Source organism: Paraflavitalea sp. CAU 1676 (assembly GCF_029223285.1).
In the GTDB taxonomy this organism is placed as follows: Bacteria; Bacteroidota; Bacteroidia; order Chitinophagales; family Chitinophagaceae; genus Paraflavitalea.
The window spans coordinates 464,041-481,562 of sequence record NZ_JARHUJ010000001.1 but is presented as its reverse complement, the minus strand read 5'-3'; the positions used below and the strand labels follow the sequence as shown (position 1 = coordinate 481,562).

Sequence of the window (17,522 nt, the reverse complement as noted above, 5' to 3'; positions counted from 1 at the left end):
ATGAAAAAGCTATTTTATAGTTGCCTGGTATTGCTGACCCTGGGATGCAAACAACGATTTGATCCGCCGGTAACGGCGCCACCGAATGGCTACCTGGTGGTAGACGGCATCATCAACAGTGGCGGCGGCCCTACGAATATCCGGCTCTCGCGGGCCATCAGCCTTTCGGATACCAGCAGGATCAAATACGAACGCAATGCCGTGGTGCGCGTTGAGGGAGACAATAATTCATTTTATGTACTTCCCGAATCTTCCCAGGGCCTGTATTCGGCTGCCGGCCTGCCGCTGGCAAACAATGTGAAGTACAGGCTGTATGTGAGAACCACGGAAGGAAAGGAATACACGTCCGATTACACGACTGCGATCAAAACGCCCGCCATCGACGATATACGCTGGGAACAGCCCGAGGACCTGCAGCTTTATATCAACACCCACGATCCCCAGAACAAAACGAGGTATTATCGCTGGGAGTGGGAAGAGACCTGGGAATTTCATTCTGCCTATACAACCACTTTGAAATATTTACGCAATTCGTTTGGGGAGATCACAGGCATCGATTACCTGTATCCCAATATGATGTATGATACGATGAACTATATCTGCTGGAAAACGGAATACTCCACCAACCTGCTGATCGGTTCTTCGGCAAAACTAAGCAAAGACAGCATCGACCTGCCGATACATTTCATTCCGCATGCATCAGAAAAGGTGAGTCAGCTGTACAGCATTCTTGTAAGGCAATATGCCCTTAGCAAAGCTGGTTATGAGTTTTTGCAGAAGATGAAAAAGAACACCGAGCAAACGGGCACCCTGTTCGACGCCCAACCCTCGGAACTGAAAGGAAATATCCACGCTAACAGCAATCCCAATGAGATCGTGATCGGTTATGTGGAAGTTTGCGACATGCAGGAGAAACGCATCTTCATTAAGCCATCGGACCTCTTGGCCTGGGGCTACCGCACAGGTTGCATGGAATTGAAAGTGCCCAATAATGTCGACAGCATACGTGCTTACAGCTACCTGCATCCTACCAATGTAGCCGAGCTTACTCCGCGTGGTGACATTGCCTCCTTTTATGCTGCGGATGTTAGTTGTGTATTGTGCACCCAGAGAGGCGTACATATCAAACCGCCGTTCTGGCCCAGATAACCTTATACTGAATAATTATAAACCATTATAGATGTATCGCACATCACATCATACGATCAGGCTGGCTGTTTCTTTTTTTGCGGCTCTGTTGTTCCTGAATGGCTCCGGTGCACTGGCGCAGGATTTCAGCACCGTGATCCAAAATCAGTTCAATAACTACCGCAAAAACACGCTGCCGGAAAAAACCTACGTTCATACAGATAAGGGATTTTATCTGGCCGGAGAGATACTCTGGTTCAAGGTATACTATGTAAACGGGAACAATAACAAGCCGGTTGACCTGAGCAAGATAGCTTATGTGGAGTTGCTCGATAAAGAGCATAAGCCTGTTATGCAGGCTAAAGTTGCCCTCGCCAATGGACAGGGCAGTGGCTCGTTCTACCTGCCATCGTCGGTCAATGCCGGTAATTACATTTTGCGGGCCTATACCAACTGGATGAAGAATTTCGGACCTGATTGTTTTTATGAGCAGCAGGTAACGATCGTGAATTCGCTGAAGCCGCTTCCGGCTGCTCCGGTCGACACCACGATCTCTTATACAGCCCGCTTCTTTCCCGAAGGAGGAAACCTTGTGAAAGGAATCAACAGTAAGGTAGCATTTCAGGTTACCGATCAATTCGGCAAAGGATGTGCTTTCACCGGCACGCTGATCAACCAGCGCAACGAGACCATCCTCACTTTCAAGCCCGTGAAATTTGGCATCGGCCACTTCAGCTTTACGCCGGCGGCAGGTGATTCCTATTCTGCCACCATCGTGACGGAAGATGGCAAGTCGTTCACAAGTGCGCTCCCAGCCACCTACGACCAGGGCTATGTTATGCACGTGGAAGATGAAGCAAATGGCCAGCTCGTGGTAACGATCAATTCCAATATGCCCGCGCGCCCATCCGGTTCAGAAGAGCTATTCCTGTTCGTACACAGTCATGAGGTCGTTAAAAGCGCCATGAAGAAGGCCATTCAGAACGGATCGGTACGCTTTACTATCGACAAGCAACAATTGGGCGAAGGAGTATCGCAGATCACAGTATTTAACGACCAAAAGCAACCCGTGTGTGAGCGCCTGTATTTTAAACCATTGAAGGATCAACTCACGATCGGCGCAGCCGGTTACAAAGAACAATACGGCACCCGGAAGGAGATCAACCTATCGGTACAAACGGCCATTACTTCGGGTAAAGCTGCACCTTCCCATTTATCTCTTTCCGTTTACAGGATGGATTCATTGCCGAGCCCTGAGCAGGAAGATATTCAAAGCTACTTGTGGCTCAGCTCGGACCTGAAGGGCCATATTGAATCGCCCGGTTATTATTTCTCCGCGCAAACGCCCGAAGTGTTTACGGCGCTCGACAACCTGATGCTGGTACATGGCTGGAGAAGATTTAACTGGGATGTGGTGTTGAACAGCAATGCGCCTGCTTTCAAGTATACGCCCGAATTTGCGGGACACCAGATCACCGGCAGACTTACCCATTTGCTTACCGGCCAGCCGGTGGCCAACGCCAAAACCTATTTATCCATTGCAGGTACCAAGCTGCAGTTTTATCCGGTAATGAGTAACAGTAATGGAGATGTGCGCTTTGATGTACGGAATTATTACGGCCCCGGCGAGATCATCATTCAGGCAGAAGACCAGCCCGACAGCAGCTTCCATGTCGACATTCAGAGCCCTTATGCCGATAAGTTCTCCGAAACCGGCACCGCGCCGTTCTATCTTTCACCGGCCCTGCAGCAGGTACTAACTGAGGGCAGCATTAATATGCAGGTGCAAAATGCCTATTTCAGCGATCGACTCACACAGTTTTCCCTTCCTAAATATGATACCATGCCTTTCTTTGGCAATGGTTACCCCAAATACCTGATGGATGATTATGTTCGATTCACTACGACCGAAGAAATATTGCGGGAGTATGTACCGGATGTAGCAGTGCGCAAAAGCAATGGTGAATTCCAGTTGTATATTTTCAATTGGGAGATCGAAAGACATTACCGTGGCAGCCCGCTGGTGCTGTTGGATGGAGTGCCTGTGAGCATTCAAAAGGTGATGACCTACGATCCATTGAAATTGCGTCAGCTGCAGGTAGTTACCGACCGGTATGTGACCGGCGAATTTACTTACGACGGCATCGTCAGCTTTACTACCTACCATGGCGACCTTACGGAGTTGAAGCTCGACAATAAGGCGGTGATACTTGATTATGACGGTTTGCAGCTGCAACGCGAATTCTACGCACCGGAGTATGACTCGCAGGAAAAAGCCCAAAGCCGGCTGCCCGACTTCCGGAATCTTTTGTATTGGACACCGGATATTGAAACGGATGCTAATGGCAAAGCGGCGGTTCGCTTTTATTCATCGGACCTGAAGGGACGTTTTGCCGTCGTGGTGCAGGGCATCGACAGCAATGGACATGCAGGCAGTCATGCCTTTAGTTTTGAAGTACGGTAATTCTTTACAACATACTATTAGAAAGGGCCCCCATGCAGAGGGGCCCTTTTTGCTTACTATGCGCCGACCTAACACTAAGTTGAGCTAATACTATAATGACTACCTGATGCGCCCTGCGGGCGTCACTGTTGTTAGTATAAACCAGGAAATGACTGTGATCGTTTCCTCCAGGAAGAGAGCATGATAACCAAATGGAGGAATTGCGTGGTTGGGTGTAATAGACTGGATAAAGTTAGGGAGATTAGAAATTCCTATCGATTTTCCCTTAACCATTATAGGGATATATTATCCATGAGATGGATAATGAACCATCTTACTGCTTTTTAAACAGATAAGGTATGGACTTATCGCCCGCCGATATGATAGCAGTGAGTATGTTTCCTTCCAACTGATAGGATATTTTCTTTGGAAAATCGTGCGCAGGATTCTCGCAGATAAATCCGGAGGGAGTAATTGAAGTGAGTTCGAAATATACCGGCGCTTTGTTTTCGGGTACATCTGCCACGTACCAGATCTTGTTGTCTTTGATCTCCAACCTGATCTTTTCTGTGATCAGGGTATCATTGCCTTTCATGCTTACTCCCCATCCTTTCATGGCCCGGTCGCCATCCATTTCCCAACGCTCGTAGCCAGAGCGGCCAGGTTTAGCATTCGTTCGTTGCCAGGTACCGGAAAGCCAGTGAAGTTTTTTGAAATCATCGGGCACAGCGGCAGATGGTTGTTGCGCTTGTACCTGATCCAGGAAGCAAAGCATGAGCAACGCCATGAGCGCGGGTCTGGCCGTTAATAGCAACTTTGCGGTAATGACCATAAGCGTGGCAGCTGAATTACGATGTTCGTTCATATTGCTGGTTTTTATGTCAGGCGAATGATTGCAATATTCCGGAGGCTGTTTTTTGTGAAAAAACGCTCTTTTTGTTGACTACGCTATTTTCATACACCATCTATGGAGTATCTATGCAACATCCATGCACCGTCCATACACCGTCCCCGCATCATCTATGCTAAACCGAGCCTTTATTTCTCTTTCATTTCCCGTAACCGGCACCTTGTCATTTCAACAACCCTATGGCTAATCTCCATTGGTGCTCAACAAACCTATAAAGAATACGGTACCAGACCAAATGTGGTTGTCCGGATTTGGTCGTTTGGTCCGAATTGGCCGAAATGTCCGGCCTGCTTGGGAATAGGCGCTCTGTTCGCCGATACTGCTAGACAAATTGGTCAGTATCTTAAGAGAAAAAATCAGCTTGCAGATCACCCCCTGGCTACCGCCAACTCAAACCCAAAGCGGCTTCCTTCGCCGATGCGGCTATTGACCCAGATGGTTCCCCCCTGGGCTTCTATAAACTCTTTGGAGATGGCCAGGCCGAGGCCGGTACCATTACGCTCATGAGTGCCCGGCACTTTGAAGTACCGGTCGAACAGGCGGGTGAGGTATTTTTCATCGATGCCCTTGCCGTAGTCGGTTACGGTGAAGATCACCTTATTGCTCTGCAGACTGGCTTCTATATCAATGAACGAGGTGTCGGGTGAATAGCGGATGGCGTTGGTGAGAAAGTTGATCAATACCCAGGAAGTCTTCTCTACATCGGCCTGCACCTGCGGAAGTGTTGCCGCCAGTTTCGTACGCAGGGCAATGTTCTTTTGCTGTGCCTGGAACTGTACGGCCTGCACAGCCTGCTCGATGATGGCTTCCGGTCGCGAAGGCTGCAGTTTGAGTTGGATGTTGCCTGTTTCTACCTGCGACATATTGAGCAGTTCACTGGTTATGTTCAAGAGCCTGTCGGCATCTTCCGTGATGCTTTTGGTGAGCTCCTGCTGTTCTGCGTTCATCTCCCCTACCCTGTTATCGGTCAGCAGGCGTGCGCTCATCTTAATGGAGGAGATCGGTGTTTTTAGTTCATGCGATACCGTGGCGATGAAATTGGTCTTGGCTTCATTGAGTTCATGAAACAGGGTAATGTTGCGCAATACGATCACTTGTCCAGCCACCTGGCCATTGTTCATCACATCCAATACATCCTTACTAAAGTAACTCTCCTTCTCATCGGCATAGATCTTCAATTCTTTCTTTGCCTGCTCATCGCGCAGGAGCGTACGCATAAGATCGTTTTTAAGCGCCAGATCGGGGGCATACTTACCGATCATCTCTGCTTCCTTAAGACCCAGCAGCTTTTCAGCAACGGCATTGAGGAAAAGGATATGGCCTCTGTCATCGAGCCCAATGATGCCATCGCGCATCTGGTTGATGATCGTTTCAATTCGTTTCTTCTCAAAGGTAAGTTTAGCCAGGTTGCTGTTCTCGTATTCATCGAGTTTGGCGGCCATGCTGTTGAATGCCTGGGCCAGCTCACCAAATTCATCTTCCTGCTTAAGGTAAATACGTTTGCTATAATTCTTGTTGGCTATTTCACGAATACCATCAGCCAGTTTAGCAATGGGTTCGGCAATGACGCCCGGGAAATTATAGATAAAGGTGAGTACGATCAGTATGAGGCTGGTAAAGATGATCGTGATCCATAGCTGCGCATTTTTTGCCGTTGTGGCAGCAATGGCATTTTTTTTCAGGATCGATTCATGATTGATCTCATTGATCATGCGGATCGATTCGCGGAGGCGGGCATAATTCAATGAATCGGTCCGTTGGTGCTGCAACTGACCGAAGTTCCTTCGAAGTGCTTCTGTCACCTCCCGTTCGCCCGACTCGGTAACATTGGCTTCCTGGTTGCGCAGGTTGGCATCGAACAGGGTAAAGGCACTGGTATCGCCCGGCATCTCTTCGAGCGCCTTCAGCATATTGTTGGAATATACGAGCGACTCATAATTATTCCGGAGGATACGGTCGGCATCGCTGCTGAGCCGGTTGATATAATACAAACTGAGGATCCCGAATGTAAGTATCACCAGGAAGAGAAAGCCGAGGCCCAGCGACAGTTTTGTTTTTAAACGAACGCCCATAGGTTTATTATGATAGGATGACGATGTCAATTTCAGCTGCCGACAACTTATTCAATAACTGGTTGAACACGGCGGTACTGAGGATGACATTAAACAGGTTGAGGTGTGGCTTTCCTACGCAGATGGTCGTTATCTTTCGCTGCTCGGCCACTTCGATGATCCCCTTGGCAATATTACTGTGTTTTATTTTAATCACTTCCCCGCCCAGCTCGGTAGCCAGCTTAAAGTTATTGATCAGGTGTCGTTGCGCTGCCAGCCCGATCTTATCGCCGTCTTCCCGGGGTGTTTGCACATACAGGAGGTACCATTTGCTATTGTAGTAACTGGAGAGCCGGGCGGTTTTCCGTATCACCTTTCTCGCCACTTCATGGTTACTGCTGATGCAGGCCAGGAATCGCTCCTGCCTGGCATTGCCGTTACGCGGCAGCTCGGTCTCAATTTTCCGTTCTACCTGGCTGGCTACTTCCTTGAGTGCAAGCTCACGGAGCTGAAGGATCTTTTCGGATTGGAAGAAATTGCGCAAGGCAGTTTCCACTTTCTCAGGTGCATAGATCTTTCCCTCCCGCAGCCTGGTCACCAGTTCATCGGCCGTAAGGTCGATGTTGACAACCTCATCGGCCTGCTTGAGGATACTATCGGGAATACGTTCGGCAACTTCTATGCCTGTAATGTCCTTTACCTCTTCATTGAGGCTTTCGATATGCTGGATATTCACAGCGCTGATCACATTGATGCCTGCATCGAGTATATCCATCACATCCTGCCAGCGCTTTTCGTTCTTGCTGCCTTCTATATTGGAGTGAGCGAGCTCATCCACCACCACTACCTCGGGATGCAGGTTGAGGATGGCCTGCACATTCAGCTCCTCCAACTCCTTGCCTTTGTAAAAAAGTTTACGACGCGGTATTACCGGCAACCCTTCCAGCAAGGCATGGGTCTCCTTGCGCTGATGCGTTTCGATGTAACCAATCTTGACATCGACCCCGTTGCGCAGCAGGGTATGTGCTTCCTGGAGCATGCGGTAGGTTTTTCCGACACCGGCGCTCATGCCAATATAGACCTTGAACTTACCGCGCCTCGACTGGCGGATGAGTTCAATAAAATGTTCTACGTTTTTATCTCTGTCGGGCATATATACTTTTAGTAGTTCCTGATTATCCGGCAACAATTGTCTTCGACCCGGTTAAGCCCGATTCTAAGTTACCTTTTTCCGGGCCGGGAATAAAGAGCATCGCGGTACAGAGGCAGTTCCTGCACTGTTTTCTTTGCAGGATATCGTAGTGCACGCAGCTCTTGCAGCCATTCCAGAATGCTTCCTCCCGCACGATATTATCGAATGTAACCGGCTCAAAACCAAGGCGTGTATTCATTTTCATGATCGCCATACTGGTGGTGATGCTGAAGATCTTTGTTTCGGGATACAGTTGGCGCGACAACTCAAAGACCTTTTCCTTGATGGCCCTTGCCACGCCCTGCTCGCGCCAGGCCGGACTAACGATAAGCCCCGAGTTGGATACAAACTCCCCGGCCGCCCACACTTCTAAGTAAGAGAAGCCTACCCAGCGGCCATTGGCAGTCAAAGCGATCACGCCTTTACCCTGTTTCATTTTTTCCGCTATCGAGGCCGGCGACCTTTTGGATATACCGGTACCGCGGGCTTTTGCGGAACTTTCCATTTCCGCTACGATCTCTTGCGCGTACTGTTCGTCCTCGCTATTGGCTATACGAACGATGATACTATCAGGTTCCGTTTTACTATCGGGTTCCATAATATTTCTTTTATTGATTTTAGCAGCCTGAACCCATTACCTGCTTCAGGTAAACGGTGTAGAGAGCGGCTGGTATCATAGAACGGAGGATCAGTTTCTCTACTTTGTCTTTAGGCATAAAGGCAGAGAAGGAAAACACATAGGTATTCTCGATCACATTCTTTACCAGGTGATCGCCTTGATGGTAAAGCTTATCTGCCAGCGCGAAGCATTTCCGGACCAGGTTATGATTGTGCTCTTGTACCGCCATACAGGTATAGGCTGAAAAACTTTGTACCGACTTATAGATATCCATCGGGAAACGGGCCGGATAGTGAATTTCGGATATCGCAGGCAACGCTTCTTTCAACAGGGCCGGCACTTCATATTGGGTAATCATCTTTTCCGGTTTTAAGAGCCAGCTCCCTTCCACACGGGAAGAGGCTGGCGATGAAAAGGAATAGGCAAGTCTGTTAAAAACTCACGGCTACTGAAGCTGTAACAAAAGTGTTGTTCTTTTGAACATCTTTCTCTTTAACGAAGATGGCATCTTTGCTGCTCAGGTTTCTTCCTTCGAGGCGTACCAGCACATTGGGCGCTGGCGCGTAATCGAGGTTGAGGGAGTAACCGGTAGTTTTGAACCCATTTTCGGTTCCGGTGGCAATGATCACACCATTCTTGTCTTCATAATATTCCCCCCTGGCGGCAATAGCCCACTGATCATTGATCGTGTATTTGAGGATAAGCACAGGCGTGTACCAGGTATTCATCGCACTGCTGCCTTTGGCTTTTTGTTCCTGGCCAATATCGAAGCCGGCAGTAACACCCAGTTTGGGACTCAGGTTAAAGGTTGCATACAGGTTATGGAAGTAACGCATGAGCCTAACGCTATCGGGTTTGTCGGAGCCGATGAAGGTGCTGTAGTTAAAAGTGGTAGTGCTGTTTGGCTTGAACTGCACCTGCGTTGCCCAGCTCATCAGTGAATTGCCATCTACTCTTTTGATACGTTGCCAGCCGTTGAGTGCGAGTGCACTCAATACCCACTTATTGTTATCGGTGGCATAGGTAAGTTTAGCACCTGCTTCGTAATAAGGCGAATTTTCGGCCGCGAGGCTTCTGGTGAGTGTCCAGCAATCTTTAGAGATGGCGCTTTCGAATCCTATATGCGATCCAAAGATACCGGCATCGAGCCAGAGGTTCTTTTTCTTTGACAGCTTCACGCCAGCGTTGGCTTCATATACATTTTTCAATACGCCGGGCTCAGCTGCATAGTTGGCATTCATGTAGGTGCCTGCTGCGATGGCCAGGTTGGCGCGCACCCGCTCTGTTGCATAAGCAGCTTTCAGATAACCCACATTGAGGTTGAATTCGTTACTGCGGTTGTGGCTGTACATAAATCCTGGACGATTGTTATCCAGCGGTTTGTTAAAATCGTAGGTATAATACACTTCAGCATATCCACTAAAGGTAAGCGGCGAGGGTTTCGTGTCCTGCGCCAGGGCGCTCATACCTGTAAGTAAGAGGGCGCCAGCGATGATCTGTTTCATGGTTCTTTCTCTTGTATTATTAGTGTTTGTTCTATCGCGAATATTACGGGGCTGTTTATTTTAATTGGTCGAGTGCGATGTTCAGCTTGAGTACGTTCACTTTAGCCGGGCCAAAGAGTCCGAGGAAGGGGCCTTCGGTTTGTTTGTCGACCAGCGCTATCAGTGTTGATTCTTCGATGTGCCGAAGAACAGCAATCCGTTTTACCTGCACTTTAGCGGCTGTGGGTGACAGATCGGGATCGAGGCCACTGCCTGAAGCTGTTACCAGTTCGGCCGGTAGCTGCTCTTTCTTTACACCAGGGTTGTGCACCAGGAATGTGTCGATGCGCTCCTGCACTGTTGTAAGATAATCGGGATTGGATGGCCCTTTATTGGAACCTGCAGATCCGGCGGCATTGTAGTCGACCGCCGATGGACGTCCCTGAAAGTATTTATCGTCCGTGAATTTTTGTCCGACTAATGCGTAGCCAACTTCCTTCCCATTCACAATCACCTTTTCACCTTTTCCTCCTCCAGGCGCCATGGTGCCTACGGCTGCAATGAGTATGGGATAGATCACGCCCAGCAACAACACCATTACGATGGTCAACTTGAGGGAGGGCAATATATATTTCTTCATAACCTTGTTTTTATAGTATTACATGAATAAAGCCAGTACCATATCGATGAGCTTGATACCGATAAAGGGAACGATGATACCACCCAGGCCATAGATAAACAGGTTCCTGCGTAACAGCGCGCTGGCACCAATGGGCTTGTAGGCTACACCGCGCAATGCGAGTGGAATAAGCACTGGAATGATAATCGCGTTGAAGATCACCGCCGACAGGATGGCGCTTTCAGGGCTTTTCAGGTGCATGATATTGAGGGCCTGTAAAGCAGGTATCGAGGTAATGAACAGGGCCGGCACGATGGCAAAGTATTTGGCTACATCGTTGGCAATGGAGAAGGTGGTGAGCGTGCCCCTGGTCATCAACAATTGCTTGCCGATCTCCACGATCTCGATGAGCTTGGTGGGGTCGTTGTCAAGATCCACCATGTTACCTGCTTCTTTGGCTGCCTGGGTTCCACTGTTCATCGCCACACCTACGTCTGCCTGTGCGAGCGCCGGCGCATCGTTGGTACCATCGCCCATCATGGCCACCAGTTTACCGCCCTGCTGTTCCTTTTTGATATAGTTCATTTTATCTTCCGGCTTTGCCTCGGCGATATAATCGTCCACACCTGCTTTTTGGGCAATGTATTTTGCCGTAAGGGGGTTATCGCCTGTTACCATCACTGTTTTCACACCCATCTTACGCAGGCGTTCGAAACGCTCTTGTATACCCGGTTTGATGATATCCTGCAATTCAATCACGCCGAGCACAGATTCATTGCGGCTAACCACCAGGGGCGTACCGCCATTTTGAGCGATCTCCTTTACTTTGTCTTCCGTTTCAACCGGAAAGCCGTTTCCAGTCTTTTTCACCATGTTCTTGATCGCATCGGATGCTCCCTTGCGGATCTTGGTGCCATCCCGCAAATCGACCCCACTGCTTCTGGTTTCGGCCTTGAAAGGAATGAACTTAATACCATTGGCAGAAGGTGTGTGCTTTACCCCTTTACCGGCGGCCAGTTCGATGATCGATTTACCTTCAGGTGTTTCATCGGCCAGGGAGGCCAGCACGCAGGCTTCGATGAAATCGTTCTCACGGGTATTGCCCGATGGCCAGAAGTGGGTGGCCTTACGGTTACCGATGGTGATGGTACCAGTTTTATCGAGTAAGAGTGTATCAAGGTCGCCGGCCGTTTCTACGGCCTTACCGCTTTTGGTGATCACGTTTGCGCGTAGTGCTCTGTCCATACCGGCTATACCGATCGCGGAAAGCAATCCGCCAATGGTGGTAGGTATGAGACATACGAACAAGGAAATGAAGGCCGCGATGGTGATGGAGGTATTGGCGTAATCGGCAAATGGTTTCAGCGTTACGCATACGATGATAAAAATTAAGGTGAAGCTTGCCAGCAGGATCGTCAAGGCGATCTCGTTAGGTGTTTTCTGGCGGGAAGCACCTTCTACGAGTGCGATCATCTTGTCGAGAAAGCTTTCACCAGGTTCGGTGGTCACTTTTACGATAATGCGGTCGCTCAGTACTTTGGTACCTCCGGTTACGGATGACTTGTCGCCACCCGATTCGCGGATCACGGGCGCTGATTCGCCGGTAATGGCAGATTCATCGATGGTGGCAAGGCCCTGAATGATCTCACCGTCCATGGGTATTATATCACCGGCTTCACACACAAAGCTGTCGCCTTTGCGAAGCTCGGAAGAGGGTACGATCTTAATCTCGTTGGTAAATATTTCGCCTACAGCGAAGACCTTTTTGGCAGGTGTATCTTCTCTCGTTTTTCGAAGGCTATCTGCCTGTGCTTTACCTCGTGCTTCGGCAATGGCTTCTGCAAAATTGGCAAAGAGCACCGTGATAAATAAGATTGCTGTGATGAAGGCATTGTAAGCCAGGCTGCCCTGGGAAGTTTCGCCAGCGGCGATCCAGATACAAACACCCAGCATAACAAATGTTCCCAGTTCGACCGTAAACATAACCGGGTTACGGAACATGGAGCGGGGGTTGAGCTTTACGAACGACTGTTTCAGGGCGGTCATCACCAGGTCGCGCGGAAATAAAGCTGTTTTATTATTCTTCATTGTTAATAGTCTTTATGTTGCTTTGAAATCAAGCGATTGGTAAGTGACGAGGCCTTATTGCCAGCCCCGTCACCTACGTGCGCTTACCTACATGCTGAAATATTCAGCGAGTGGTCCCAGGGTCAATGCCGGGAAGAAGGATAGGGCATTAATGATTATAATAACTGCGAATGTCATCATACCAAAGGTCATGGAGTCGGTGCGAAGGGTTCCGGGTGATTCGGGTATGAATTTTTTGTTGGCCAGCAAACCAACGATCGCTACCGGACCAATGATGGGTATGAACCGCGAAAGGATGAGCACGATGCCCGTCGATACGTTCCAAAAGATATTATTATCACCGAGACCTTCAAATCCGCTACCATTGTTGGCATTGGCTGAGGTAAATTCGTACAACATTTCAGAGAAGCCGTGATAGCCAGGATTATTCAACCAGGCGCTGGGTTTTACGGCCCAGGCCATTTCCGGATGATGGGCTACGAAGTAGGCCGCGAGTGCCACACCAGCTTTCAGCAGGAAGGCTGAGAAAAGGGTTACGATGGCGGCGATCTTCACTTCGCGGGCTTCCACTTTGTGTCCCATAAACTCTGGCGTACGCCCCACCATCAGCCCGGCGATAAACACCGCAATGATGATATAGACAAGATAGTTGAGTATGCCTACTCCACAACCGCCATAGAAGGCATTGATCATCATACCCAACATTTGCATCATACCCGAGAGTGGCATGGAGCTATCATGCATGGAGTTGACGGAGCCAGTTGAAATGATCGTGGTAACGATGCTCCAGTAGCCGGAGGAGGCAGGGCCAAAGCGAACCTCTTTTCCTTCCATGGCGCCCATTGGTTGCGCCACACCGAGTTTTTCGATGGCCGGGCTGCCGGCTGTTTCCCAATGTATCGTGGGTATCAGCAGCAACAGCATACCTACCGTCATAACGCCGAATATCACGTACGCCAGTTTCTTGCGGTTGAGGTAAAAGCCGAGTGCGAAGATCATCGCGATAGGTATGATCATTTGCGCGATCAGCTCGACCATATTGGTGAAATAATTGGGATTCTCCAGCGGGTGCGCTGAGTTGGCCCCAAACCAACCGCCGCCATTGGTGCCTATGTGCTTGATCGCGATCATCCCGGCTGCGGGTCCGCGAGATACCTGTATCGTATCGCCCTGCAAGGTGGTCGTGGTATCTTTTCCATCAAAGCTGGCGGGTGTACCATTAAAGACCAGGATGAGGGCCACGACGATACAGAGCGGTAACAGGATGCGGGTAACCGTTTTGGTGAAGATGCTCCAGAAGTTACCCAGGTTGTTGGTGGTCTTTTCCCGCAGGCCATTGAGCACACCTACGAGAGCAGCAATGCCTGTAGCAGCACTGACGAACATGAGAAAGTTCATTACCAGCAACTGGGTGAGGTAAGTGACGCCCGATTCGCCGGAATAGTGCTGCAGGTCGCAGTTGACGAGAAAACTGATGGCGGTATTGAAGGCCAGATCGGGTGTCTGACCTGGATTGCCATCGGGGTTCAAAGGCAGCTTGTCCTGGAAAAGGAGCAGGAAGAAGGCGTAAACGAACCAAAGCATGTTGATGGTAAGCATGGCCTTGAGAAACTCCTTCCAATTCATCTTTTTAGCGGGATCGATACCACTGAAGCGGAAGATGAATTTTTCAACGGGATTCATGAAGTCGGTGATCGTTCTATCGCCGCGGAACACTTTGGCGATATAGCGTCCCAGTGGAAAAGCCAACAGTACTGTCAGCAGGAACGTTACGACCACACCGGTTAATTCTGTATTCATTGTCCAATCAGTTTAGCGTTAAAATTTTTCGGGTTTGAGCAGTACGTAGACCAGGTAAATAAATACGAGGATGGAGACTGCAAAGAGTATATTCATCATGACTGTTTAGTTTTTGCCTTTATCAATGTTTTCGCCTATACCTTTTCGAAAAAATCGACACATTTAAAAAAGAGTGCGAAACTGGTAATGCCGGCGATCAAAAGAATTATAGTGAGCATTTTGCTGGATTTTAGTGGGTGAGCGAGGATATGAGTAAAGCGATGAGCACGGCTACATACAAGGCCGGCACCACGATGTGCATGTTGAGCCGGTCGGCGAATGCCTTTTTGTTCGTTTTCATATTTGTCATTTGCCAATAGGGTTGGCAAAGGGTGTACCGGTAGCCGTACTTTTTTTTGAACAGTCAATTACTATTTGATTTATAAGCGCTTAGCCGCGAAGGATTGATTGCTGGCATGGCCGCCACTCGTTGGCCACCCTTTCATTTTGGTAGGGTGGCTTTTCAAAATGGAAAAAGAAGTGATACAAATTATTTCCCTATCTTGACGGCATGATCCCCAAGCGCAGTAAAAAGTTCTACCGGAGTCTTTATTTTCAGGTAATTGTAGCGATCGTTACCGGTATTTTGCTCGGCCATTTTTACCCTTCTTTTGCGGTACAGTTAAAGCCTCTGGGCGATGGGTTCATCCGCCTGGTGAAGATGTTGATCGGTCCGGTGATCTTCTGTACCATCGTGAGCGGTATGACGGGGATGGACGACATGAAGCGTGCGGGGACAGTAGGCGTAAAGGCGCTGCTCTATTTTGAGGTATTAACGACCATCGCGCTGTTGATCGGACTGGCAGCTATCAACATACTGAAGCCCGGCGTGGGAATGAATATAGATGTCACCAAACTGGACCCATCAGCGTTGAAAGATGTTGCTGTAGTGCCAAAGGCGCAAACCACGACTGAGTTTCTGCTGAATATTATTCCGCACACGATCTTCGATGCCTTTACGAAAGGCGACCTGTTGCAGATATTGCTGTTCTCGGTATTGTTTGGCGCTGCTGCGCTGAAGCTGGGAAGCCGGGTGCACCCGGTAATGACCTTTATTAAGGGTTTCTCTGATATTCTCTTTGGCATTATCCATGTGATCATGCGCGTGGCGCCGCTGGGTGCCCTCGGCGCCATGTCGTTCACCATCGGTAAATACGGTGCCGGCAGTTTGCAGCAACTGGCAAAACTGATGGGCACTTTCTACCTCACCTGTATCATCTTCATTGTAGTGGTACTGGGCAGCATACTATATTACATGCGGTTCAACATCTTTAAACTGCTGAAGTACCTGAAAGAAGAATTGCTCATTGTGTTGGGCACCTCCTCCAGTGAATCGGCCCTGCCGAGCCTGATCGAGAAGCTTGAAAATGCAGGCTGCTCCAAATCGGTGGTTGGACTGGTGGTACCTACCGGCTATTCGTTCAACCTCGACGGCACTTCCATTTACCTCACCATGGCTGCTATCTTTATTGCGCAGGCTACCAATACGCCCATGGACCTTGGCCAGCAGCTTACCCTGTTGCTGGTATTGATGATTACCTCCAAAGGAGCTGCGGGTGTTACCGGCAGCGGTTTCATTACGCTGGCCGCCACGCTGCCGGCTGCGGGTAATATCCCTGTTGCAGGGCTGGCCCTTATATTAGGCATAGATCGCTTCATGAGCGAGGCCCGCGCCCTCACCAATATTATTGGCAATGCGGTGGCAACTATCTTCGTATCGAAATGGGAGAAGGAACTGGATATGGAGAAGGCGAAAAAGGTGTTACAATAACTTGTATTCCTCTATTTTCCGGTATAAGGTAGTGAGACCGATATCCAACAACTTAGCGGCTTCGGTTTTATTACCATGGGTATGGTTGAGCACCCGTTGAATATGCAATTTCTCCATGCTGGCTAGCGAAAAGGCAGACAGTGTTGCGCCGGCTCCTGCGTCTGGCGCCTGTTGTAGTTCGAGCGGCAGGTCGCTCACCTGCAACTCGGGACCATCAGACATGATGACGGCACGCTCCATAATATTCTTCAACTCCCGGATGTTTCCTTTCCAGGCATGACGTTCCATTTGCTCGAGGAACTCGGCCGACATGCCTGTGATGCGCTGATTCGATTTACGGGCAAACACCTGCATGAAATAGATCGCCAGGGCGGGGATGTCCTTCTTGCGATCACGCAGCGCAGGTAGTGAGATGGTGAATACGTTCAGCCGGTAATAGAGATCTTCCCGGAACCTGCCTTCTTTCACTTCCTCGTGCAGGTGGCGGTTGGTTGCTGCAATGATCCTTACATTCACCCGTGTGGGTTTTGTATCGCCTACTTTAATGAATTCGCTGGTTTCGAGCACCCGCAGCAATTTACTCTGCAGGTCGATGTGCATCTCCCCTATTTCGTCGAGGAACAGCGTACCATTATTGGCTTCTTCAATGAGGCCTTTCTTATCCTTGACGGCACTGGTAAAGGCGCCGGCGCGGTAGCCAAACAATTCACTTTCGAGCAGCTCCTTGCTGAAGGCTCCGCAGTTGAGGGCCAGGAAGGGTTTACCGGCCCGTTTGCTGCCGGCGTGGATGGCCTGGGCAAATACTTCCTTTCCCGTACCTGTTTCCCCCAATAACAATACCGTTGCGTCGGCGGGCGCTACTTTGCGAGCCAGCGCGATCGCCTCTTTGATGGCCGGTGAGTGCCCGAGCACATTATCGAAACTGTATTTCTTTCCTACCTGCTGTTCGAGTTGTTCAATGCGTTTTTGCAGTTGCACTTTCTCCAGGGCCCGCATGAGGAGGGGTATGATCTTATCGTTGTCGTCGCCTTTGGTAATGTAGTCAAAGGCTCCGTTCTTCATAGCCTGTATGCCGTCGGGGATATTACCGTAAGCGGTAAGCAGAATGATCTCGACAACAGGATGTTTTGCTTTTACCTCCTTTACAAATTCGACGCCGCTGCCGTCGGGCAGTTTTACATCACAAAGCACGATGTCGATGGGTTCTTTTTCGAGTAGTTTGGCGCCGGCGCGGAGGTTGGAGGCTTCGAGGGTCGTAAACCCTTCGAGGGTGATGATGCGTTTCAGGAGTCCTCTCAGCTTTTCTTCATCGTCGATCAGGAGTATGGTGCCGGGCATAGGTATGCTTTGTTGGGGACAAAGCTACGGAAAAGTAAAA

General features: G+C 49.4%; 13 protein-coding genes. 3 read left to right on the top strand and 10 right to left on the bottom strand.

Going from position 1 to position 17,522, the window contains the following annotated elements; genetic code table 11:
• On the top strand, positions 1-1,149 hold the full coding sequence (locus P2H89_RS02025; RefSeq protein ID WP_275824816.1) for a DUF4249 domain-containing protein: 1,149 nt from the start codon (positions 1-3) through the stop codon (positions 1,147-1,149).
• Positions 1,150-1,180: 31 nt separating this feature from the next.
• On the top strand, positions 1,181-3,592 hold the full coding sequence (locus P2H89_RS02020; RefSeq protein ID WP_275824815.1) for a hypothetical protein: 2,412 nt from the start codon (positions 1,181-1,183) through the stop codon (positions 3,590-3,592).
• Between the two features lie 313 nt (positions 3,593-3,905).
• Here the strand turns inward: P2H89_RS02020 and P2H89_RS02015 are convergent, their stop codons facing one another.
• From P2H89_RS02015 to kdpA, 9 genes are all read right to left on the bottom strand, one after another.
• Complete coding sequence (locus P2H89_RS02015; RefSeq protein ID WP_275824814.1) at positions 3,906-4,436, bottom strand: DUF6265 family protein; 531 nt, start codon at positions 4,434-4,436, stop codon at positions 3,906-3,908.
• A 413-nt stretch (positions 4,437-4,849) separates the two neighbouring features.
• Positions 4,850-6,553: an ATP-binding protein gene (locus tag P2H89_RS02010; RefSeq protein WP_275824813.1), complete on the bottom strand. Its 1,704-nt coding sequence runs from the start codon at positions 6,551-6,553 to the stop codon at positions 4,850-4,852.
• Between the two features lie 7 nt (positions 6,554-6,560).
• Positions 6,561-7,685, bottom strand: coding sequence for a sensor protein KdpD (locus P2H89_RS02005; protein WP_275824812.1), 1,125 nt, complete (start codon positions 7,683-7,685; stop codon positions 6,561-6,563).
• A gap of 22 nt (positions 7,686-7,707) precedes the next feature.
• Complete coding sequence (locus tag P2H89_RS02000) at positions 7,708-8,322, bottom strand: GNAT family N-acetyltransferase (protein WP_275824810.1); 615 nt, start codon at positions 8,320-8,322, stop codon at positions 7,708-7,710.
• Between the two features lie 19 nt (positions 8,323-8,341).
• On the bottom strand, positions 8,342-8,701 hold the full coding sequence (locus P2H89_RS01995) for a hypothetical protein (protein ID WP_275824809.1): 360 nt from the start codon (positions 8,699-8,701) through the stop codon (positions 8,342-8,344).
• A 73-nt stretch (positions 8,702-8,774) separates the two neighbouring features.
• Positions 8,775-9,848 (bottom strand): porin, encoded by a 1,074-nt coding sequence (locus P2H89_RS01990; protein WP_275824808.1) that lies wholly within the window; start codon positions 9,846-9,848, stop codon positions 8,775-8,777.
• 55 nt (positions 9,849-9,903) lie between these two features.
• The gene (locus P2H89_RS01985; RefSeq protein ID WP_275824807.1) at positions 9,904-10,467 is read right to left on the bottom strand and encodes a K(+)-transporting ATPase subunit C; all 564 of its coding nucleotides are present in this window, start codon (positions 10,465-10,467) and stop codon (positions 9,904-9,906) included.
• A gap of 18 nt (positions 10,468-10,485) precedes the next feature.
• The gene (gene kdpB, locus P2H89_RS01980; RefSeq protein ID WP_275824806.1) at positions 10,486-12,534 is read right to left on the bottom strand and encodes a potassium-transporting ATPase subunit KdpB; all 2,049 of its coding nucleotides are present in this window, start codon (positions 12,532-12,534) and stop codon (positions 10,486-10,488) included.
• 87 nt (positions 12,535-12,621) lie between these two features.
• Complete coding sequence (kdpA, locus tag P2H89_RS01975; protein ID WP_275824805.1) at positions 12,622-14,334, bottom strand: potassium-transporting ATPase subunit KdpA; 1,713 nt, start codon at positions 14,332-14,334, stop codon at positions 12,622-12,624.
• Between the two features lie 550 nt (positions 14,335-14,884).
• Between kdpA and P2H89_RS01970 the strand changes: the two genes are divergently transcribed.
• Positions 14,885-16,144, top strand: coding sequence for a dicarboxylate/amino acid:cation symporter (locus tag P2H89_RS01970; RefSeq protein WP_275824804.1), 1,260 nt, complete (start codon positions 14,885-14,887; stop codon positions 16,142-16,144).
• On the opposite strand, the gene P2H89_RS01965 is transcribed toward P2H89_RS01970, so the two are convergent.
• Positions 16,136-17,482 carry a sigma-54 dependent transcriptional regulator gene (locus tag P2H89_RS01965; protein WP_275824803.1) on the bottom strand — a complete coding sequence of 449 codons (1,347 nt, stop codon included), beginning with the start codon at positions 17,480-17,482 and terminating at the stop codon, positions 16,136-16,138. The two genes, P2H89_RS01970 and P2H89_RS01965, sit on opposite strands and share 9 nt — an antisense overlap.
• Between the last annotated feature and the right edge of the window lie 40 nt (positions 17,483-17,522).

Bases quoted from the DNA above. Each gene is read 5' to 3' on its own strand.
- P2H89_RS02005 (WP_275824812.1), bottom strand. From the start codon at position 7,685: ATGCCCGACAGAGATAAAAACGTAGAACATTTTATTGAACTCATCCGC.
- P2H89_RS02000 (WP_275824810.1), bottom strand. From the start codon at position 8,322: ATGGAACCCGATAGTAAAACGGAACCTGATAGTATCATCGTTCGTATA.
- P2H89_RS01990 (WP_275824808.1), bottom strand. From the start codon at position 9,848: ATGAAACAGATCATCGCTGGCGCCCTCTTACTTACAGGTATGAGCGCC.
- kdpB (WP_275824806.1), bottom strand. From the start codon at position 12,534: ATGAAGAATAATAAAACAGCTTTATTTCCGCGCGACCTGGTGATGACC.
- P2H89_RS02025 (WP_275824816.1), top strand. From the start codon at position 1: ATGAAAAAGCTATTTTATAGTTGCCTGGTATTGCTGACCCTGGGATGC.
- P2H89_RS02015 (WP_275824814.1), bottom strand. From the start codon at position 4,436: ATGAACGAACATCGTAATTCAGCTGCCACGCTTATGGTCATTACCGCA.
- P2H89_RS01985 (WP_275824807.1), bottom strand. From the start codon at position 10,467: ATGAAGAAATATATATTGCCCTCCCTCAAGTTGACCATCGTAATGGTG.
- kdpA (WP_275824805.1), bottom strand. From the start codon at position 14,334: ATGAATACAGAATTAACCGGTGTGGTCGTAACGTTCCTGCTGACAGTA.
- P2H89_RS02020 (WP_275824815.1), top strand. From the start codon at position 1,181: ATGTATCGCACATCACATCATACGATCAGGCTGGCTGTTTCTTTTTTT.
- P2H89_RS01965 (WP_275824803.1), bottom strand. From the start codon at position 17,482: ATGCCCGGCACCATACTCCTGATCGACGATGAAGAAAAGCTGAGAGGA.
- P2H89_RS01995 (WP_275824809.1), bottom strand. From the start codon at position 8,701: ATGATTACCCAATATGAAGTGCCGGCCCTGTTGAAAGAAGCGTTGCCT.
- P2H89_RS02010 (WP_275824813.1), bottom strand. From the start codon at position 6,553: ATGGGCGTTCGTTTAAAAACAAAACTGTCGCTGGGCCTCGGCTTTCTC.
- P2H89_RS01970 (WP_275824804.1), top strand. From the start codon at position 14,885: ATGATCCCCAAGCGCAGTAAAAAGTTCTACCGGAGTCTTTATTTTCAG.